Genomic DNA, 18,788 nt, shown 5'->3' on the forward strand with positions numbered 1-18,788 from the left:
CCCTTCTGGACGTCCGCTCCCGCCCCAGAAGGGTCAGTTCCGCAGACGATCCTCCGCGCCACCGGCGTCGAGACCGCCACGCTCCGCGATCGCGGCCCGCACCAGCGCCGCCGTCTCGACGAATCCCCGCCACCGGTCCGTCCCCGCCACCCGGATGTTGAGCCAGCCCTGACGCAGGAACACCGCGTCCCGGCGGGTGTCCTTGCCGACCTGCGCGGCGCCGTCGTGGGTCTTGCCCTCGTAGTGGATCGCGATCCGCCACCGCCGGTAGCCGAGGTCCGCGCTGGCGGGGTGCCACAGCGAGTAGTCCGGGTCCCAGAGCTCGATCTGCAGGTCCGGCTCGGGCAGCCCCGCGGCCATCAGCGCCAGGCGCAGTTCGGTCTCGGCCGGGGAGTCGGAACCGGTGCGCACGAGCGCGAGCGCCTCCCGCGCCCGCACGATCCCGGCCTCGCCGGTGTGCCGCTCGAGCGCGGCGCCGAGCTCCCGGCGGGTGGCCAGCGCGACCTTCCCCCGCCGTTCGTCCTCCCGTGCCAGCCGATCTCCGACCGCCACGAGCGCGTCTCGGTCCAGGACGGTGGCCAGGTGGAACCAGGTGTCGGCGTGCGAGGTCCATCGCAGCCCGTGCAGCCGGTCCCTCCGCACGAGGACGCGGTCCAGGTCCACGAGCCGGGTGCGCACGCCGGGCTCCCGTAGCACCCGGCGGGTGCGGGACCGCAGGACGGTAGGACGCACCCGGGCCTTCACGTCGTCCGGGAGGGGCCAGCCCAGCAACCGGGCCACGGACTCTCCGGTCACCACGACGTCGGGACGCATCGCCGCCAGGTCCTGCAGCCGGGACAGCTCGGTGGCGAGGGGACGCGCGGGCGGCGTCGCCCCGGTGACGGGGCCGATCCAGCGGTAGTGGCCGTGCGCGACGCGTTCGACGTCCCGGCTGCGCAGCCGCGACCCGGACACCCCGGCGGCCAGCGCCTGCGCCCGCGTGAACGGGGCGTCCTGGAGGTGGGCGGGGAAGGGTCCGGGCACGCGCATGGCCCCGATCCTGCTCGCTCCCGACGTCGGCGGGCCCGGTTGTCCACAGGCCCTGCGGAGGCGTCGGGCCGACGTCGTCGTGGACGTCCTGCCGCGCGCTGGGAATCCGTTGCACATCTGACCCTTCTGGGCCGCCGCGCAGCGCTCGGAAGGGTCGGATCCGCAGAAGATTCCGGGATCACCCGCTCAGCCCGTACTCCTTCAGCATCTTCCGGGCCTCCTGGGTGCCGGCCCTCTGCAGCTCGAGCAGCTGCGCGTAGATCCCGCCGGACGCGGCCAGCTCGGCCGGGGTCCCGATCTCCTGCACCTGCCCGCCGCGCAGCGTGACGATCCGGTCCACGGACGCGATCGTGCTCAGCCGGTGCGCCACGATCAGGCTCGACCGCCCCACCATCAGGTCCTCGAGGGCCGCCTGCACGAGCCGTTCTGACTTCGTGTCCAGTGCGGAGGTGGCCTCGTCCAGCACAAGGATCGGCGCGTCCTTCAGCACGGCCCGCGCCACCGCGATCCGCTGCTTCTGCCCGCCGGACAGCCGCAGCCCGCGCTCGCCGATCACCTGTTCGTAGCCGTCGTCGAACGCCGCCACGAACCGGTGCGCGTACGCGGCCTTGGCGGCGGCCCGGACGCGCTCGTCGGAGGCGTCGGGGTCCGCGTAGGCGATGTTCTCGCGCACCGTCCCGGAGAACAGGCTCGGCTCCTGGAACACGGTGGCGATCCGCCCGCGCAGCGCGGCCAGGTCCAGCCCGGCGACGTCCTGTCCGAACACCTCGATGCGTCCGCTCGTCACCGGGTACAGACCCAGCAGCAGGTGCGCGATGGTCGACTTCCCGCCGCCCGACTCGCCCACGAGCGCCACCCTGGCACCCCGCGGGATGTCGAAGGACACGCGGTCCAGCACGGGGCGGGAGGCGTCGGCGTCGTAGGCGAAGGAGACCTCGTCGAAGCGCACGGCCGGCACGTCCGCGGGGACGTCCGGCGCACCCGGCACGACGTCGGCCCGCGGCTCCGCCGGCGCGCGGGGCTCCTCCGCGCTCGCCGCCGCGAGCGCCGCCCCGCCGGCCCGCTCGCGCTCCTCGGCGAGCACCTCGAAGTAGTCCTTCGACCCGGCGACGGCGCGCTGGGCGGAGTCCACGAGGAAGCTCATGGAGAAGATCGGCTGCCGGGCCATGTTCATCAGCTGCAGGAGGATCACCATGTCGCCCACGGAGAACAGGCCCTGCGCGGTGCGGACGAACACGATCAGGTACATCGCGCCGAAGGCCACGTTCAGGGCGAGCCGGCGCCCGGCGTCCATGCCGTGCCAGAACCGGGACTGCTGCCGGGTGATCTCCACGGTCCGCAGGAACCGGTCGCGGAACCCGGTGAGCTCGTGGTCCTGCCGGTTGTAGGCCCGCACCACGGACATCTGGGAGACCACCTCGGCGAACCGCCCCGAGGCGACGTCCACCTCCGTGTTCTTCTCCCCCTCCCACACCTGCCACTTCGCGGACGTCCGCGCGGTGAGCCACATGTACACGGGGAAGACGACGGCCAGCAGGATCGCCAGCGGCCACCAGTAGAACGCCGTGATCACGAGCACCGCGGCGGTGGTGACGAGCATGGTGAACGCGTTGTTCGCGAAGAACTGCAGGAACTGGGTGATCTCGTTGATGGTGCGGTTCAACCGGTTGACGACCCGCCCGGTGATCGCGGTGTCGAAGTACCGCTGGGGCAGGTGCAGCAGCTGCTCGAAGTACCGCGTGGAGAGGATGGTGCGCATGCGCGCGGCCATCACGTCGCCCCAGTAGCCGCCCACGCTCACCACCAGGGTGGTCGCCACCTCGACGGCGAGGAACGCGACCGCCAGCCAGGTCACCGCGGTGACGGCCTCGGCCACGTCGGTCTCCCCCGCGACGGCGGCGACGATCCGGTCCGTGGCCGCACCGATCAGGAACGGGGTGGCCAGGGCCAGCACCGCGGCCAGCACGGAGCTGACGGCGATGCCGAGGTAGAGGCGGTGGAGCTGGGGCGCGAAGCGCAGGATGCGGAGCAGCGACGTCACCCGGCCAGGCTAGTGGCCGGTGCGGACGTCAGCGCGGGCCGGCCGGCCCGCGCGGACGTCAGAACGGGGGCGCTGCGGCGACGGCGGCCAGCACGGGGTGCAGCAGCGGGGCCACGCCGTGCCCGCCCGGTGCGGCCGGGGCGGCGGGGTCCATCCAGTGCAGCTCGACGATCTCGTCCGTCGGCTCGGGGACCTCGTGCCGGGCGACGGGCCGCCAGAGCGCGAACACCTCCGAGTGCAGGGCGGCGCCGGGCTCGTTGGCGGCGGCGGTGTCCCACGCGCCGAGGCGGGTCAGCTCGTCCGGGCGCAGGCGCAGCCCGGTCTCCTCGGCCACCTCGCGGACGGCGGTGTCCACGGGGGCCTCGCCGGGCAGGTGCTTGCCGCCGGGGAACATGAACATGGCGGTGCCGGCCTTGCGGACGGTCAGCACGCGGCGGTCCGGGCGGGCCAGCACGACGGCGGAGACGCGGATGACCTCCCCGGCCGCGACGGTCGGCGTGCGGGCGGAGTCGGAGGGGGAAGGACTCATGTCCCCATCATCCTCCCCGGGCGGCTCAGAGGAGCGTGAGCCCCACCTTCACGGCGATTCCCAGCATGAGCACGCCCACCACGGCGTCCACGATCCGCCACGTCCGCGCCGAGTCCATGGACGGGGCGAGCTTCGTCCCGCCCCAGCCGAGCGCGGTGAACCAGACGAGCGAGGCCGCCACCGCGCCGCCCACGTACACCCACTTCGCCGCCCCGAACGTCTGCCCGAAGGTGCCCATCATCACCACGGTGTCGAGGATGGCGTGCGGGTTCACCAGGGAGACGGACAGCGCCAGCAGGATGATCCGCGGCAGCGGCGTCTGCGGGCGGTCCAACGCCACGCGGCGCGGCTGCACGCGCTGCCGCACCGCCACCGACCCACCGCCCGAGGGGGTGCCGAAGCCGGGCGCGCCGTCGTCGTGACGCCCGACGCCGGCCCCGGCCGGCTCGCGATCGGCCAGGCGGCCGGTCGCCGGGTCGATCAGCGGCAGCTCGCCGGTGAGGACCGCGAGGTCGATGCGGTCAGGGCCGTGCCCGGTCCCCTCGACGTCCGCGGCCGCGGTGGTGAGGGTCCGGTCCCCGCGCCAGGCGGAGCGCAGCGCGCCCACGGCGAACGCGAGGAGGTAGACCACGCCGGCCACGGTCAGCGCGGGCACGAGCCACGGCCAGCGTTCGGCCACCACGCCCACGCCGCCGGCGCCGAGCACGAGCAGCGCCACATCGGCCACGAAGCACACGGTCAGGACGGTCCACACGCGGTCGCGTCGGACGATCTGGCGCAGCAGGAACAGGGTCTGCGCGCCGATGGCGACGATGAGGGCGAGGTAGGTCAGGAAACCGGTGGCGAAGATGGTCACCGAGCGAGGATAGGAGCCGTCCCACGTCCGTGCCATCGCGATCTTCTTCAAGATCTGAAGACATCCTTCATGACCACCCCTACCCTGGACCGCATGAACTCCGACCACCTGCGCGCCCTCGTCGCGGCCGTCGACCACGGCACCTTCGACGCCGCCGCGGACTCCCTGCGGATCTCCGGCTCGGCCTTCTCGCAGCGGATCAAGGCCCTCGAGCGGCAGGTGGGCCAGGTGCTCCTGGCCCGCACCGTCCCCGTCCGGCCGACCGCGGCCGGAGAGCGCCTGCTCCGTCTCGCCCGGCAGACCCTCGCACTCGAGGACGAGGCGCTCGCCGCGCTCGGCCGGGGCGACGGCGGCCGCGTGCCGCTGCGCGTGGCGCTCAACGCAGACTCCCTCGACACGTGGTGGGAGCCCGTGCTGCGCGAGGCGGCGACGTGGGACGACGTCGTCCTGCAGATGCAGTCCGAGGATCAGGAGCACACCGCCGTCCTGCTGCGGGACGGCGCGGTCGTGGCGGCCGTGACGGACGACCCCACGCCCGTGGCCGGGTGCACCTCCACCCCGCTGGGCACGATGCGCTATCACGCGGTGTGCGCGTCCTTCCTGCTGGAGCTGCACCGCGACGCGCGGGGCCGGGTGGACTTCGGCTCGCTGCCGATCGTGGACTACGGCCCCCGCGACGGCCTGCAGCACACGGTGCTGCGCCGCGTCACCCGCGGCCGGCCCGTGGCCGACCCGCCGACCCACCTCGTGCCCTCCGTGCACGCGTATCTGCGGGCGGTGGAGCTCGGGCTGGGCTGGGGCATGCTCCCTTCGGCGCAGATCCCGCCGGGCGTGCTCGAGGGCCGGCACCCCGACCTCGAGCCGATCGTGGCCCTCGGCGCGGCCGACGTGCACCTGCACTGGCAGCGCTGGACGGCCGGGACCGCGGCCCTGGACCGCCTCACGGACGCGGTGCTGCGCGCCGCGCCCTCGGCGGGGGACGCCGCGGACTGAGGAGCGCATTCGAGACCCGCCCCCGACACGCCGCGACCCCCGCCTCAGGGGCGGGGGTCGCGGTCACGGGCCGCTCGACGCGGCCGGGGTCGGGTCAACGGCCGTCGCCGGTGCCCGGACGGCGGGTGGCATCGCCCAGGGTGCCCTCGGCCTCGCGGCGGCGGGCGTCCACGCCCTCGGTGCGCACGTCGCCGGCACGGTCGTCCACGCGGTGCACGTCATGGTCACGGTGCGCGCCGGCCACGTGGTGGTCGCTCCGCACGGGCTCGGCGTGCACCTCACGCTTGCGGCGGCCGGCCAGGCCCGCCAGGCCCAGCAGACCGGCCAGGCCCCACAGACCCCAGTTGCCGTTGTCGTCCTTCTCCTCCTGCTGGGGAACGGGCGACGGGGAGGCCGGCGCCGTGGTGGCGGTCTCGGTGGCCGGGGCCGTGGTCTGAGCGACGGCGGCGGGGGCTCCGAGGCCGGTGACGACGGCGGCGCCGAGGGTCAGGGCGGTGGCGGTGCGGCGGATGTCGGTCATGATCGTGCTCCTCTCACCGGCGGCTTGCGCCGACCGGCGTCGGGAAGGATCGGCCGGAAGTCCCGGACGACCCTTTCTGGGTCATGCACAAGCACCGTACGCACAGGAGGGTGGGGGTCCGTCAACGGTCGCCGACCCGGGGTCAGGGCAGGCCGGCCCGGGCGGGGCCGCAGCAGGAGCCCGCAGCCCCCGGCCCGGCGCGCCCCGGGGCGCAGGGCACGACGACGTCGAAGCGCGTCCACCCGCCCTCGGACGCCACGGTCACGTCTCCGCCATGGCTGCGCGCGATCGAGCGCACGATGGCCAGACCCAGACCCGTGGACGGCTCCGTGCCCGGGGCGCTCGTCCGGCCCTTCCCGGGGCCCCGGACGAAGCGGTGGAAGAGGGTGGCGTGTCGGTCGGCCGGGATGCCGCCGCCGTCGTCGTGGACGCTGACGAGCATGAAACCGGGCCGGGGCTGGTCCTGCCGCACGGAGGCCGTGACGGTGGTCCCGACGGGGGTGTGCTTGGCCGCGTTGGAGAGCAGGTTGCCGACCACGCGGGCCAGCTGCGACCGGTCGCCGGTGACGCACCGCTGGGTGCCCGGCTCCACCCCTGCGGGCAGGTCCACCACCCACGTGTGGTCCGGCCACGCGGCGCGGGCGTCCATCACGCCCTCGAGGACCACCTCGGACAGGTCCACCTGTTCGGCCAGCGCCACCTCCCCGGAGGGCGCCAGGCCCATGGCCCGGCCGCGGGAGACGGACTCGAGCCGTTCGAGCAGGAGCATGTCGTCCACGAGGGCGGCCATGCGGTCGGCCTGGAACAGCACCCGGTCGAGCGACCGCCGGCCAGTCGCGGAGAGCTCCTCCGTCATCGCGATCATCTCGGCGTAGCCGCGCACCGAGGCGAGCGGCGTGCGCAGCTCGTGGGAGGCGTCCGCCATGAACCGGCGCATCTGCTGCTCCTGCACGCGGCGCTGCTCCAGGGCCGCCTCGACCGAGCCGGTGAACCGGTCGAGCGCCTGGGCGACGACGGCCACCTCGTCCGGCCCCTGCAGGAGCCGAGGCGGCATGCGTGAGTCCTCCGGATCGAGCCCGGCGCGGGCCATGTCCACCTGGGCGACCCGCTCGGCGACGGCGGCGACCTCGCGCAGCGGGGCCAGGCCCCGACGCAGCCACAGGGTCACCAGGATCGCGGTGGTGAGGACGGTGACGGACAGTCCGACGGCGACCGCGACCAGCGCCTGGCGCGCGACGTCGGACATGGCGCCCGTCGGCGCCCCCACCACGAGCACCTGGTCCGCGGCCACCCAGGGGCCCGGCGCGCTCAGCAGTTGGGCCTGGACGCGATAGGAGACGTCACCGACGACGGCGTCCAGCATCGGCCCACCCGGCCGGTCCCGGACGGCGCGCAGAAGGTCGTGGGCCTCCCGCGCCGTGAGCGGCACGGACTGCCCGGCGTCACCGACCCGGTGCCCGGTGAGGGCGTCCTGCCGATGCTCCTCCAGACCGGAGAGCGGGACGAGCGCGACCACCGTGCCCTCGGGCTGGCCGAGGGTGCCTGGCGCGCGCAGGTACCCCTCCCCGGGGCCGACGTCGTCCCCTCCGCCCGGCGAGGGGACCGTCAGCTGCTCCGAGGCGCGGATCCAGGCTTCGGAGGCATCCCGAGAGGCGGATTCGGTCAGCAGGGCCTTCGTGATGCCGGTCGCGAAGAACGAGTAGGCCAGGATGGTGGCCACCAGGATCAGAAGGACGCCGGCGCCGATGCGGCGGGCCAGCGACGTGGGCCGCCTGCGGCGGGTGCTGCCGTGCCCCGAAGGGACCGCGGCGGTCTCAGGCAGGCCGGATGACATACCCGGCGCCGCGGATGGTGTGGATCATCGGATCCCGATCCGCGTCGATCTTCTTCCGCAGGTAGGAGATGTACAGCTCGACGATGTTCGCGCGGCCGCCGAAGTCGTAGCCCCAGACGTCCTGCAGGATGCGCTCCTTGGAGAGCACCGTGCGGACGTTGGCCATGAGGAACTTCAGCAGGTTGTACTGCGTGGCGGTCAGCTCGATCTCGTCGCCGCCGCGGGTCACCTCGTGAGTGCGGGTGTTCATCACCAGGTCGCCGACCACGAGCACCTCGGAGCCGCCCGAGACCACGCCGGAGCGCTGCACGAGCCGGTGCGCGCGGATGAGCACCTCCTCCATGGAGAAGGGCTTGGTCACGTAGTCGTCGCCGCCGGCGGCCAGGCCCGCCACGCGGTCCTCCGTCGCGTCCTTGGCGGTGAGGAACATGGCGGGCATCTCCGACCAGTGGGCGCGCAGGCGCTCCAGGACGTCCAGGCCGTCCATGTCCGGCAGCATGACGTCCAGGATCGCCAGGTCCGGACGGCCCGCGGTGCCCAGCTCGACGGCGGTCGCGCCGTCGTGGGCCACGATCACCTCCCAGCCGCAGAGGGTGAAGCCCATGGAGAGCAGGTCGGCGATCATCGGCTCGTCGTCCACGACGAGCACCCGCACCGGTGCGCCGTCCGGATGCGAGAGCTCGGGCAGGACCTTCTTCAGCTCCGCCATGGATGACGGGCCGGTGGTGCTCTGGATGGGACTCACAAGGTTCCTCTACGTTCGGGAGACGGTTCACGGTGCCCACGCGGACGTCGCGGACTGCGGGGACGAGCGCCTCGCGACGGAGGGGCGACGCCGTTCCGGGGGATGACGGACGGGCGGCGACCGGGGCCGGGGGGTGCGCGGATCCCCCTCGACGGGGCCCCATGCTACGCGGACCAGCCGGGTCGGCCCAGAGTCTTCTCGGAACGCGGACATCAGCGTGACTCGTCACAGCCCTGACACATCCGGCGGCGCCACCGGGGCCGCCCTGTGCTGACGCCGCGCCGCGTGGCCGGCGTCAGTCGACCGGCTTCATGGCCCAGTGCGTGGCCAGGGTGTCGAACATGTGGGTCTCGTGGCCGATGTTCACGAAGCCGGCCCCGGCGAAGAGGTCCGCGACCTCGTCCGGCGTGTGGAACGCCTTCGTCGAGGAGGACAGGTACGCGTAGGCCTCGGGCCGGTCGGCGATCAGCTTCGCGAGCTGCGGCATCACCCGGTGGATGTAGAAGGAGGAGAACGGCTTGAGCACGTTGTCCGGCGCCGGCGACGTCTCGAGGGCCGCGACCCAGCCGCCGGGGCGCAGCACGCGGAACTGCTCGGCGAGAGTCGCCGGGATGTCCGCGACGTTGCGCAGCAGGTAGCCGTGGGTCACGGCGTCGAACGAGCCGGACTCGAACGGCAGGTCTGTCGCGTCCGCGACGACCCACTCGATGCGGTCCCCGCCCGCGCGGGCACGGCCGACCTCCATCATCTCGGCGGCGATGTCGGCGCCCACCACCTGCGCGTCGGGGTGCTGCTTGAGCACCTCGAACGCGAGGTCCCCGGTGCCGGTGGCCAGGTCGAGCACGCGGGCCTGCGCGGGGATGTTGGCCCGCGCCACCGTGCGGCGCACCAGGCGCGGCTCCTGACCCCATGTCATGACGGCGTTCATCAGGTCGTAGCGGCCGGCGATGGCGTCGAACATCGCGGAGACCCGGTCGTGGTGGTCGGCGGCGCCGCGCTGCGCGTCGCCGCGCGGGGCGGGGAGGGGGTTCTGGCTCACCAGGCCACCGTATCCCGCCCACCTCCCCCGACGACGCCCCTCACCGGGATTGCACAGGGGAGTTAGGTTGCCCTAATCTTCCAGAGTTACCTCACGTCGGTGTTTGCTAATACCGGCCCGGCAGGGCCGACGCATCCTCCGACCGCAGACCCGACCCCCTCCGCCCGGCGCCCGCGCGTCGCGACCGTGAAAGGCCACCACCATGGCACCGTCCCCCCTGTCCCGCCGCTCCCTCCTCGCCAGCGGGGGAGTCGGGCTCACCCTCCTGCTCGCCGCGTGCTCCACCGGCCCGGCCGGAGGCTCGGCCTCGTCCTCGTCGGCCGGTGCGTCGTCGTCGGACGCCGCGGGCGGGGACGCCGCGTTCCCCCGCAGCATCGAGCACGTCTACGGCACCACCGAGATCCCGCAGCGCCCGACCCGCGTGGCCACCGTGTCCTGGGTGAACCAGGACGTGGCCCTCGCCCTCGGGGTGGTGCCGGTGGGCATGGCCGCCGTGGAGTTCGGGGGGAACGCGGAGAAGTCCACCGACTGGTTCGACGCGAAGCTCGCCGAGACCGAGGGCGCCCAGAAGCCCGTGCAGTGGTCCGAGGCCTCCGGCATCGACGCCGAGGCGATCGCCGCCGTGAAGCCGGACGTCATCCTCGCCGTCTACTCCGGCATCACGCAGGAGGACTACGACCGCCTCTCGAAGATCGCCCCCACAGTGGCCTACCCGAAGGACGTCCCCGCCTACGGCACCTCGTGGCAGCAGTCCACGGAGGTCATCGGCCGCGTGCTCGGCAAGGAGCAGGAGGCGGAGGAGCTCATCGCGGACCTCGAGCAGCAGATCAAGGACGCCGGCGAGAAGCACGCGGGCCTCCAGGGCGCGTCCTTCGTCTACGGCACCATCGACCCCGCCGCCGCGGACCAGATCAGCATCTACACGGACGTGGACAACCGCCCGAAGTTCCTCGAGCTGCTCGGCATGGAGCAGGCGCCGGTGGTGACGGAGAACTCCCCGGAGGACCAGGCGTTCTTCTTCACGTGGTCGCCCGAGCGCGCGGACGAGCTGGAGTCGGACGTGTTCGTCTCCTGGGCCGCCCAGGACTCGGTCCGCGAGGCCATCGAGTCCGACCCCCTGCTGGGCTCGATCCCGGCCGTGAAGGCCGGCGCCCTCGTCCTGCAGACGGACGAGCAGGAGGTCCTCTCCGTCTCCGCGATCTCCCCGCTGTCCATCCCGTTCGCGCTCGAGAAGGTCGTCCCGCCGATCGCCGAGGCCGCGAAGACCGCGCAGGGCTGATCCCTCCCCATGCCGTCCACGGCCCTGGCCTCCCCGGCCCGCGTCCGCGCGGGCGTGCTGATGGGCGCCCTGCCCGCGGCGCTGCTGCTGGCGGCGCTCGTGGCCGGCGTCGCCCTCGGCGCGCGCACCGTGCCGGCGACGACGGCGCTCGACACCCTGGGCGCGATCCTCACCGGGCACCCCGTGCCGGAGGGCATCGAGGCGGCGGCCGTGGCCTCCCGCGTGCCCCGCGTGGTGACGGGGGCGCTCGTGGGGGCGGCGCTGGCCGTGGCCGGCGCCGCCCTGCAGGGGGCCACCCGCAACCCGCTCGGCGACCCGGGGCTGCTCGGGCTCTCCGCCGGCGCGGGGCTGGCCGTGGCGGCGGGCATGGCGCTCGGCGTCGCCGGGTCCACGTTCGGAGTGCTGGCGCTGGCCGCCGTCGGGACGCTGGTCGCGGCCGCGCTCGGCTACGCGGTGGCGGCGGCCGCCACACGGAGTGGCCGGACGCCCGGCGCCCCCTCCCCCATGGCGCTCGTGCTGGCCGGCGCGGCGCTCACCGCCGGCGCCACCGCCGGCACCACGGCCCTGCTCGTGCTCTCCCCCACGGTCCAGGACCGACTGCGGTTCTGGGCCGTGGGCACGGTGGCCCGCGCCGACCTCGGCGAGGCGCTCGCCCTGGCACCCGTCATCGCCGTCGGGCTGCTCGCCGCCGTCGCCGTGGCCCCCGGGCTCGACGCCCTCGCCCTCGGCGACGACCTCGCGCACGGCCTGGGCGGGCGCCCGGAGCGGGTGCGCGCGGTGCTGCTGGGCGCGGTCGTGCTGCTCACGGCCGCGGCGGTGGCGCTGGCCGGGCCGGTCGGGTTCGTGGGACTGCTCGTGCCCCACGCGCTGCGCCGTCTGCGGCCGCCGAGCACGCGGGCCCTGATGGTCGGCTGCGCCCTGTGGGGCGCCGTCCTCGTGATCCTCGCGGACCTCGCCGGGCGGCTCGTCGTGGCGCCCGGGGAGATCCACCTCGGGGTGACCACCGTCCTGCTCGGCGTGCCCGTGCTGCTGGCGCTGCTGCGCCGCCCGGGGGTGGCCGCATGAGCCTCCAGTGCACCGCCCCGGACGACGTCGTCGCCCGCCTGCGCCGCGCCGACCGGCGCCGCCTCGGAGGGGCCTGCGCGGGCCTCGCCGTGGCCGTGCTGGTCCTCGCCCTGCTGCGCGTGGTGTGGGGCACGTACCAGGTGACCGTCCCGGACCTCGTGCGGATCCTGGGCGGGGAGACGATCCCGGGAGCGAGCTTCATCGTGCTGGAGGAGAAGCTGCCCCGCGCCGTGGCCGCAGTGCTCACCGGCGCCGCCCTGGGCGCGGCCGGCGCGCTCTACCGGCGCACGCTGCGCAACCCCCTGGCCTCGCCGGACATCCTGGGCGTCACCCAGGGCGCCGCGGCGGCGGTCGTGCTGGGGATGCTGGCGACCGCCGGGCAGACCGGCGGAGGATCGGACCTGATGCGCGCCGCCACGGCACTGATCGGTGGCCTCGCGGCGGTGGTCGCCGTGTTCGCCACGGCCCGCTCGGTGGGGGGCGAGCGGTTCGTCGTGGCCGGCATCGCGGTGGCGGCGGCGGGCCAGGCCGTGGTGGCCGGGGCCATGCTCTCGCTGGCCCAGCACGACCTGCAGTCGGCCACCGTCTGGATCGCCGGCTCGCTCAACGGGGTCACGTGGGGCCGCATCGCGCTGCTCGCGGGCGTGCTCGTGGTCGCCCTGCCGCTGGCGGGGGTGCTCCACGCGCGGCTGGCCCCCGCCGACGTCGGCCCGGACCTCGCGCACGCCCTCGGCGCCCGGCCGCGTCCCACCTCGGCCGCGGCGCTGGGGCTCGGCGCGGTGCTGGCCGCCGTGGCGACCGCCGTCGTGGGGCCGCTGGCGTTCGTGGCGCTGCTGGCCACCCCGGTGGCGCGCGGGCTCACCCGTGGCCTGCCCTCCCTGCCCGCGGCGGCGCTCACGGGCGCCGCGCTCGTGCTGCTCGCGGACCTCGTGGCCGGTGAGGCCGTCCCCCTGCTCACCGGCGCCGCCCTGCCCACCGGTGTGCTCACCGGCGCCGCCGGCGCCCCGCTCATGCTCTGGCTGCTGCTGTGCCAGGGCCGGACCCCAGGAGGCGTGCGCTCCGCATGACCGCTCCCCCGCTCACCGTCCCGTCCCCCGCCGCACCGCGCGCCGGGGCCGCCGACGACGTCGCGATCCGCCTGCGCGGCCTGACGCTCGGCTACGGCCCGGCCTCGGCGCCGCCGATCGTCGCGGACCTCGACCTGGACGTGCCCGCCGGGCGCGTCACCGCGATCATCGGCGCCAACGGCTGCGGCAAGTCCACGCTGCTGCGCGGCCTGACCCGCCAGCTCGCCCCGCGCGCCGGGAGCATCGAGGTGCTCGGTCGGGACGCCGCCCGCGTGTCCGCGCGCGACTACGCCCGCACCGTGGCGCTGCTGCCCCAGCATCCCGTGGCGCCCGAGGGCATGACGGTGGCGCAGCTCGTGGCGCGCGGCCGTCACCCGCACCGCGGGCTCCTGGGCGGCCGGGCCGCCGGCGACGACGCCGCGGTCGCCGCGGCGCTCGAGAGCACCGACCTCGTGGAGCTCGCCGAGCGCGAGGCCGGCACGCTCTCCGGCGGGCAGCGGCAGCGGGCGTGGCTCGCCCTCGTGCTCGCCCAGCAGACCCCGGTGGTGCTCCTCGACGAGCCCACGAGCTACCTCGACCTCAGCCATCAGGTGGAGGTGCTCGACCTGGTGCGCACGCTCCCGGACCCGCGTGGCGAGGGCCGGGCGACCGTCGTCGCGGTGCTGCACGAGCTGAACCTGGCGGCGCGCAGTGCGGACCACATCGTGGCGATGGCCGCGGGCCGGGTGGTGGCGCAGGGCACGCCGGGCGAGGTGATCGTGCCGGAGGTGCTGGCCGAGGTGTTCGGCCTGGACGCGGACGTGGTGGCCGACCCGCTGCTGGGCCACCCCGTGGTGCTGCCGCGGGGGGACGGGGACCGCCGATGAGCGCCGACGGCATGATCGTGGCGCACACGCGCGTGGTGTCCGTGGAGCAGCCGTGCCGCGGGTTCCGGCGGATCGTGCTGGCGGGCCCGGACCTGGAGGCCGCCAGCGGGGACCTGCTGGGACTGCTGCCGCCCGGCGTCGCCGACCTGCACGCCCTGTACCGGGGCGCGCGGCCGCGCCGGGACGCCTATGTGAAGCTGCTGATCCCCCCGCCGGGCGGGACGTCGGCGGACCCGGACCTGTCCGCCGGGTTCCGCGCCGGGTTCCTGGCCATCCCCGAGGAGGAGCGCGGCTGGATGCGCACGTACACGGTGCGCTCGGCCGGGCTCGTGCGGCTCGACGGGCGGCAGGTGCCCTCGCTGACCGTGGACGTGGTGCTGCACGGCGACCCGGACGACCCCGCCGACCCGCATCAGGGGCCGGGCCTGCGCTGGGCGCGCGCCGTCCAGGCGGGGGACGCGGTGAACGTGCTGGTGCCCTCGGCGGAGGCGCCGGCGTGGTCCGGCTGGCGGCAGACGGGGGCGCACCGTGTGCTGGCCGTGGGCGACGAGACCGCCGTCCCCGCCCTGGTGTCCGTGGCGGAGGAGCTCGCGGACCCGTTCGGCGGGTTCGACGGCGAGGCGGACCTCGTGCTCGAGCTGCCCCACGACGGGCAGGCCGCCGACCTCATCGCCGAGCGCCTGGCCGTCCCCGAGCCGTGGGACTGGCGGGCCGTGACGGAGCTGACGGACCGGGGCCGCGTGCGCCTGCACGTGGGCCGCCGGGCGCCGGGGGCGCCGTCGGGGTCCTGGGCGCACGCCCGCCTCGCCGCCCTGCTGGGCGTGGACCCCGACGACGCCGGCGGGCCGGTCGCGCCGCCCGCGGCCTCCGTCGAGCGCGAGTGGACCGTCGCCGCCCTCGAGGCCGACGAACGGCCCGAGGCCTACGTGTTCCTCGCCGGGGAGTCCGCGATGGTGCGCGCCCTGCGCCGGCTCAGCGTGGGCCCCGGCGGCGTGCCGAAGAAGCACGTCTCCTTCATGGGCTACTGGCGGGAGGGCCAGGCGGAGAGCTGAGGAGTGGGGTGGTGGAGCGCCGCTCCGCCCTCGCACCGGCGTCGGGCTCTCCCTACTGTGGGAGTTCAGCACCCGATCGAACCGAAGGAGAGATTCCCATGACCCGCACCGTGATCATCGGCGGCCACGGCAAGGTGGCCCTGCTCGCCGCACCTCTGCTGGCGGAGGCCGGCCACGACGTCGTCTCGATCATCCGCAACCCCGATCACGCCGAGGACGTCCGCGCCGCCGGCGCCGAACCGCTCGTCCTGGACATCGAGAAGGCGGACCAGGAGGAGCTGCTCCACGCGCTGCGCGACGCGGACAACGTCGTGTTCTCCGCGGGCGCGGGCGGCGGGGACGCCCAGCGCACCCGGGCCGTGGACCACGACGCCGCCGTCGCCAGCATGCGCGCCGCCGAGGCCGCGGGCGTGCGGCGCTACGTGATGGTGTCCTACCTCGGCGCGTCCCTGCACCACGACGTGCCCGAGGACGACCCCTTCTACACCTACGCGCAGGCCAAGGCCGAGGCGGACGAGGCGCTGCGGGACTCCGGGCTGGCCTGGACCATCCTCGGTCCCGGCGCCCTGACCGACGAGGAGCCGTCCGGCCGCATCACCGTGGACCCGGACCTCTCCGACTCCGATGCCCCGCAGCGTGGGGCCAGCCGCGGCAACGTCGCCCGGGCGATCGTGGCCGTGCTCAGCGAGCCGGGCACGGTGGGCCGGAAGATCGACTTCGTGGACGGCGACGTGCCCGTGGCCGAGGCCGTCCGCGGCGACTGACGCGCCGCCGCCGTCGTCGGCCCCTCCCACCCGCGCTTTCGAACGTGAAAGGGGGCGAATGGGGGCTTTCGAACGTGAGATAGGCCCTCTCTCACGTTCGAAAGCGCCGGGGACCGCCCTCGCTCAGGCCGGGCCGAGGCGGCGGTCCACGGTGCCGAGCACGCCCATGAGCCCGGTGAAGCCGGCCAGGATCCCGGCGAGCACGACGCCCACGCTGCGTCGGCCGAGCCGCGGCACGTCCAGGAACGGGTACGGGTACCAGTCGATGCGGGGCCCGCGCGCCATGGTCGCCGCCGCCCACATCAGCGGGATGACCGAGGCCAGCCCGGCGCGCCGCGGCGTGATCTGCCCGCGGGGGTCGCACAGCGCCCACACCGCCGGGGCGAGCACGGGGTTGACGATGTGCTGCAGCGCGTCGTTGAACCGGTAGAGGAAGGTGTCCTGCTCGCGGCCGCGCAGCACCGCGTTGTAGACGATCCCCGTGACCATCACCGAGCCGAGTCCGGCGGTGCGCACGGCCCAGAACGCGTCCGACGTGGGCGCCTCACGACGCGCGGCCAGCGTCAGCGACGTGCCCGCGACCAGCGCGTTGGACAGCCACGTGAAGTACGCCGGCTGGTTGAGGGCGTGGGACCAGCCCGCGGGGAACCCGCCCTGATAGCCGACGCCCGGGATCACCATGGAGTCCTTGGACATCCCGATGGGGAACGAGGTCAGGCACCCGATCAGCGGCAGTGCCCCCGAGACCTGCCACGCCAGGCGGGTCCGACGGTCCACCGGCGGCACGGGACGCGGCTGCAGCCGGGACACGACGGCGTGCGCGATCCGCCCACGGACCCCCTGCGGGGCGGGGCGGGTGCGGCGGAGGGAGGGCAGGCTGACGCGGAGGGTGGAAAGGGGCATGGGGGTCGTCCTCGAACAGCGGGGTCAAGGGATGAGACCGCCCATTGTCACATGAACAGCAGTTGAACGAAAGGGAGCGAGACGGAGAGCACCGCCACGCCCCCCCTCCTGCCCGCCCCGCCGCCTCAGTGGGCGCCGGCCTCCTCCAGCGGCAGGATGCGCTCCGGATCCTCGACCTCCACGCGCACGCCGTCCGCCTGCAGCCGGCGCACGCCCTCGGCGATCAGCCGCCGGCCGACGTCGTCGATCCGGTCCACCCGCGTGAGGTTGAGCACCACGGTGCGGATGGGCCCGTCGTTCTCATCTCGGGCGGCCACGGCGGCGGCCTCGTACACCGCCCCGCCGCCGGTCGCGGCCGCGAGCGCCGCGCTGTCCGCCGCGGCCTCCTGCCACCGCGGGTAGACGGCGGCGTCCCAGCCGGTGCCGGGCTTCTCCGCACCGGTGCGCAGGTCCGTGAGCGCGTCCAGCACCGCCTCGGCGCCGCCGAACCGGATCACGCCCTGCAGGTGCAGGAACACGCGGTCACCCTCGCGTTCCACGAAGCGCACGGCGGTTCCGCCCAGGCTGTCGCCGTCCATGAGGTGCAGCCGGAAGTCCTCGGAGAGGCGGCGGCACGCCAGCACGCCGCGCGCCGAGTTGCCCACCTCGTCCAGGCGCGGCGAGAACACGCCGATCCCCACGCGGCCCGGCAGCGCGCCGAGCACACCGCCGGCCACCCCGGACTTGGCCGGGATCCCGACGTCGGCGAGCCACTGCCCGGCGGCGTCGTACATGCCGGAGGAGGTCATCACGGACACCACGCGCCGCGCCACGATGGACGGCAGCACGCGCTCACCCGTCATCGGATGGATGCCCCCGGTGGCCAGACACGCGCCCATCACGGCGAGGTCCTTGGCGGTGACGAGCACGGCGCACTGCGCCACGTACCCGGCCACGATCTCCTCGGCCGAGTCCTGCAGCACCCCGTAGCTGCGGAGCATGTGCCCCAGGGAGAGGTTGCGGTCCGAGACCGCCATCTCGGACTCGTACGTCTCCCGGTCCACCGCGAGCCGACGCCCGGCGAGCAGGGACATGATCTCCACGGCCCGGTCCAGCCGCTCCTTCCGGCTCGCCTCCGGCCCCACCAGCAGCTGGTGCACCGCGAGCGCGCCCGCGTTGATCATGGCGTTGTCCGGGCGGTGCGACTCCGCCTCGAGGGAGAGCTCGTTGAAGGCCTCGCCCGAGGGGTTCAGCCCCACCTGTCGGTCCACGGCGGCGAAGCCCCGGTCCACGAGCGCGGCCGCGTACGTGAACGGCTTGGACGCGGACTGGATGGTGAACTCCACGTCCGCGTCCCCCGCGGAGTGCAGCCGCCCGGTGGGGGTGGCCAGCGCGATGCCGAGGCGGTCCGGGTCCGCCTCCGCGAGCACGGGGATGTACTGGGCCGTCTCTCCCGGGTTCACGGCGCCGAGCTCGGTGATCAGGCTCGCCAGGTAGTCGGGGATCGGGTGTCTCATCTCAGGCCTCCCAGCGCAGGCAGGTCAGGGGCTCGCCCCCGGGCACGGGCACGTGGCCGGTCGCACGGAAGCCGAGCCGCTCATAGAACGGGACGGTGGCGGGCACGGACGCCTCGAGGTGCACGGGCAGACCCGACGCGCGGCGCTGGCCGTGGCGCACCAGCGCACTCGCCGCCCCGCGCCCGCGGGCGGACGGGACGGTGCCGACCTCCTCAAGGTACCAGTGCCGGCCTGCCGGGCGGGCACGCTCGCAGGCGGCCTGGATCCGCTTCAGGGCGAGGGTGTGGCGGCCGTGGACGGCGACCGCGGTGGGCAGCCCCGCCAGCAGGCCCGGCACGTCGACCCCGCGGGGGGCGGCGGGGGAGGTCCACACGGCGGCGCCGAGCAGCGTGCCATCGTCGGCGTCCACGGCGACGTCCACGGCGCCGAGCGGGGCGCCGTCGGCCCCCGCGCGCAGCCCGTGGCGCACGGCGGCGGTGAACTTGCGCTCGAGGCGGGCCTCGCGCCGGTCCTCGGGCACGAGCCCGAGCGTGTACGGGTCCGTGGCGAAGGCCTCGGCGAGGACGGCGCCCACGCGGCGGGCGGTGTCCTCGCGGGCTCCACCCGGGCGCAGGGTGAGCACGTGGACGCGGGGGCGCGGCGCAGCGGGGTCCGGGGAGGTCATGGTCGCCAGTCTAGGGACGGGGCCGGGCGCGTCATCGGACCGGCCG

The 18,788-nt window shown here is 75.0% G+C and carries 18 protein-coding genes; 7 read left to right on the plus strand and 11 right to left on the minus strand.

The window, feature by feature from the left end; all coding sequences use genetic code 11:
• Window positions 1-33 precede the first annotated feature (33 nt).
• The 4 genes from O3T09_RS09125 to O3T09_RS09140 all read right to left on the minus strand — a co-directional run bounded on the left by O3T09_RS09125 (window position 34) and on the right by O3T09_RS09140 (window position 4,455).
• The gene (locus tag O3T09_RS09125; protein ID WP_049147022.1) at window positions 34-1,029 is read right to left on the minus strand and encodes a hypothetical protein; all 996 of its coding nucleotides are present in this window, start codon (window positions 1,027-1,029) and stop codon (window positions 34-36) included.
• Window positions 1,030-1,207: 178 nt separating this feature from the next.
• Window positions 1,208-3,070, minus strand: a complete 1,863-nt coding sequence (locus tag O3T09_RS09130; RefSeq protein ID WP_101965878.1) for an ABC transporter ATP-binding protein — start codon at window positions 3,068-3,070, stop codon at window positions 1,208-1,210.
• Window positions 3,071-3,128: 58 nt separating this feature from the next.
• Window positions 3,129-3,599, minus strand: a complete 471-nt coding sequence (locus O3T09_RS09135) for an NUDIX hydrolase (RefSeq protein ID WP_060775137.1) — start codon at window positions 3,597-3,599, stop codon at window positions 3,129-3,131.
• Window positions 3,600-3,624: 25 nt separating this feature from the next.
• Window positions 3,625-4,455 carry a LysE/ArgO family amino acid transporter gene (locus O3T09_RS09140; protein ID WP_240756364.1) on the minus strand — a complete coding sequence of 277 codons (831 nt, stop codon included), beginning with the start codon at window positions 4,453-4,455 and terminating at the stop codon, window positions 3,625-3,627.
• A 69-nt stretch (window positions 4,456-4,524) separates the two neighbouring features.
• On the opposite strand from O3T09_RS09140, the gene O3T09_RS09145 reads away from it, so the two are divergent.
• Entirely contained in the window at window positions 4,525-5,448 is a 924-nt protein-coding gene (locus O3T09_RS09145; RefSeq protein ID WP_101965880.1) for an ArgP/LysG family DNA-binding transcriptional regulator, read from the plus strand.
• A gap of 94 nt (window positions 5,449-5,542) precedes the next feature.
• On the opposite strand, the gene O3T09_RS09150 is transcribed toward O3T09_RS09145, so the two are convergent.
• The 4 genes from O3T09_RS09150 to O3T09_RS09165 all read right to left on the minus strand — a co-directional run bounded on the left by O3T09_RS09150 (window position 5,543) and on the right by O3T09_RS09165 (window position 9,586).
• Window positions 5,543-5,968: a WGxxGxxG family protein gene (locus tag O3T09_RS09150; RefSeq protein ID WP_101965881.1), complete on the minus strand. Its 426-nt coding sequence runs from the start codon at window positions 5,966-5,968 to the stop codon at window positions 5,543-5,545.
• Window positions 5,969-6,110: 142 nt separating this feature from the next.
• The gene (locus O3T09_RS09155; protein ID WP_240756365.1) at window positions 6,111-7,688 is read right to left on the minus strand and encodes a HAMP domain-containing sensor histidine kinase; all 1,578 of its coding nucleotides are present in this window, start codon (window positions 7,686-7,688) and stop codon (window positions 6,111-6,113) included.
• A 94-nt stretch (window positions 7,689-7,782) separates the two neighbouring features.
• A complete protein-coding gene (locus tag O3T09_RS09160) occupies window positions 7,783-8,511 on the minus strand; it encodes a response regulator transcription factor (protein ID WP_029248286.1) in 729 nt (242 codons plus the stop codon).
• Between the two features lie 331 nt (window positions 8,512-8,842).
• A complete protein-coding gene (locus tag O3T09_RS09165; RefSeq protein ID WP_101965882.1) occupies window positions 8,843-9,586 on the minus strand; it encodes a ubiquinone/menaquinone biosynthesis methyltransferase in 744 nt (247 codons plus the stop codon).
• Between the two features lie 202 nt (window positions 9,587-9,788).
• On the opposite strand from O3T09_RS09165, the gene O3T09_RS09170 reads away from it, so the two are divergent.
• The 6 genes from O3T09_RS09170 (at window position 9,789) to O3T09_RS09195 (ending at window position 15,679) form a co-directional block, all read left to right on the plus strand.
• Window positions 9,789-10,865: an iron-siderophore ABC transporter substrate-binding protein gene (locus tag O3T09_RS09170; RefSeq protein ID WP_101965883.1), complete on the plus strand. Its 1,077-nt coding sequence runs from the start codon at window positions 9,789-9,791 to the stop codon at window positions 10,863-10,865.
• Between the two features lie 9 nt (window positions 10,866-10,874).
• Complete coding sequence (locus tag O3T09_RS09175; RefSeq protein ID WP_078025657.1) at window positions 10,875-11,930, plus strand: FecCD family ABC transporter permease; 1,056 nt, start codon at window positions 10,875-10,877, stop codon at window positions 11,928-11,930.
• A complete protein-coding gene (locus O3T09_RS09180) occupies window positions 11,927-12,997 on the plus strand; it encodes a FecCD family ABC transporter permease (protein WP_078025656.1) in 1,071 nt (356 codons plus the stop codon). Before O3T09_RS09175 ends, O3T09_RS09180 begins: the two co-directional genes overlap by 4 nt.
• Window positions 12,994-13,863: an ABC transporter ATP-binding protein gene (locus O3T09_RS09185; protein ID WP_101965884.1), complete on the plus strand. Its 870-nt coding sequence runs from the start codon at window positions 12,994-12,996 to the stop codon at window positions 13,861-13,863. Before O3T09_RS09180 ends, O3T09_RS09185 begins: the two co-directional genes overlap by 4 nt.
• Entirely contained in the window at window positions 13,860-14,915 is a 1,056-nt protein-coding gene (locus O3T09_RS09190; protein WP_041104096.1) for a siderophore-interacting protein, read from the plus strand. The genes O3T09_RS09185 and O3T09_RS09190 overlap by 4 nt, the downstream gene beginning before the upstream one ends.
• A 98-nt stretch (window positions 14,916-15,013) precedes the next feature.
• A complete protein-coding gene (locus O3T09_RS09195) occupies window positions 15,014-15,679 on the plus strand; it encodes an SDR family oxidoreductase (RefSeq protein ID WP_041104097.1) in 666 nt (221 codons plus the stop codon).
• 123 nt (window positions 15,680-15,802) lie between these two features.
• Here O3T09_RS09195 and O3T09_RS09200 read toward each other — a convergent pair whose 3' ends face one another.
• From O3T09_RS09200 to O3T09_RS09210, 3 genes are all read right to left on the minus strand, one after another.
• On the minus strand, window positions 15,803-16,582 hold the full coding sequence (locus O3T09_RS09200; protein WP_100058928.1) for a Pr6Pr family membrane protein: 780 nt from the start codon (window positions 16,580-16,582) through the stop codon (window positions 15,803-15,805).
• 125 nt (window positions 16,583-16,707) lie between these two features.
• On the minus strand, window positions 16,708-18,078 hold the full coding sequence (gene glsA, locus O3T09_RS09205) for a glutaminase A (RefSeq protein ID WP_020622111.1): 1,371 nt from the start codon (window positions 18,076-18,078) through the stop codon (window positions 16,708-16,710).
• 1 nt (window position 18,079) lies between these two features.
• Window positions 18,080-18,742 (minus strand): GNAT family N-acetyltransferase, encoded by a 663-nt coding sequence (locus O3T09_RS09210; RefSeq protein WP_020622112.1) that lies wholly within the window; start codon window positions 18,740-18,742, stop codon window positions 18,080-18,082.
• Window positions 18,743-18,788 lie beyond the last annotated feature (46 nt).

This window comes from Micrococcus sp. H39-S4 (genome assembly GCF_027158145.1).
In the GTDB taxonomy this organism is placed as follows: Bacteria; Actinomycetota; Actinomycetes; order Actinomycetales; family Micrococcaceae; genus Micrococcus; species Micrococcus luteus.

What these genes read in the sequence shown, in the direction of transcription:
- O3T09_RS09175 (WP_078025657.1), top strand. Translation starts at nt 10,875, where the DNA reads ATGCCGTCCACGGCCCTGGCCTCCCCGGCCCGCGTCCGCGCGGGCGTG.
- O3T09_RS09195 (WP_041104097.1), top strand. Translation starts at nt 15,014, where the DNA reads ATGACCCGCACCGTGATCATCGGCGGCCACGGCAAGGTGGCCCTGCTC.
- O3T09_RS09180 (WP_078025656.1), top strand. Translation starts at nt 11,927, where the DNA reads ATGAGCCTCCAGTGCACCGCCCCGGACGACGTCGTCGCCCGCCTGCGC.
- glsA (WP_020622111.1), bottom strand. Translation starts at nt 18,078, where the DNA reads ATGAGACACCCGATCCCCGACTACCTGGCGAGCCTGATCACCGAGCTC.
- O3T09_RS09200 (WP_100058928.1), bottom strand. Translation starts at nt 16,582, where the DNA reads ATGCCCCTTTCCACCCTCCGCGTCAGCCTGCCCTCCCTCCGCCGCACC.
- O3T09_RS09170 (WP_101965883.1), top strand. Translation starts at nt 9,789, where the DNA reads ATGGCACCGTCCCCCCTGTCCCGCCGCTCCCTCCTCGCCAGCGGGGGA.
- O3T09_RS09150 (WP_101965881.1), bottom strand. Translation starts at nt 5,968, where the DNA reads ATGACCGACATCCGCCGCACCGCCACCGCCCTGACCCTCGGCGCCGCC.
- O3T09_RS09190 (WP_041104096.1), top strand. Translation starts at nt 13,860, where the DNA reads ATGAGCGCCGACGGCATGATCGTGGCGCACACGCGCGTGGTGTCCGTG.
- O3T09_RS09125 (WP_049147022.1), bottom strand. Translation starts at nt 1,029, where the DNA reads ATGCGCGTGCCCGGACCCTTCCCCGCCCACCTCCAGGACGCCCCGTTC.
- O3T09_RS09145 (WP_101965880.1), top strand. Translation starts at nt 4,525, where the DNA reads ATGACCACCCCTACCCTGGACCGCATGAACTCCGACCACCTGCGCGCC.
- O3T09_RS09210 (WP_020622112.1), bottom strand. Translation starts at nt 18,742, where the DNA reads ATGACCTCCCCGGACCCCGCTGCGCCGCGCCCCCGCGTCCACGTGCTC.
- O3T09_RS09160 (WP_029248286.1), bottom strand. Translation starts at nt 8,511, where the DNA reads ATGGCGGAGCTGAAGAAGGTCCTGCCCGAGCTCTCGCATCCGGACGGC.
- O3T09_RS09185 (WP_101965884.1), top strand. Translation starts at nt 12,994, where the DNA reads ATGACCGCTCCCCCGCTCACCGTCCCGTCCCCCGCCGCACCGCGCGCC.
- O3T09_RS09135 (WP_060775137.1), bottom strand. Translation starts at nt 3,599, where the DNA reads ATGAGTCCTTCCCCCTCCGACTCCGCCCGCACGCCGACCGTCGCGGCC.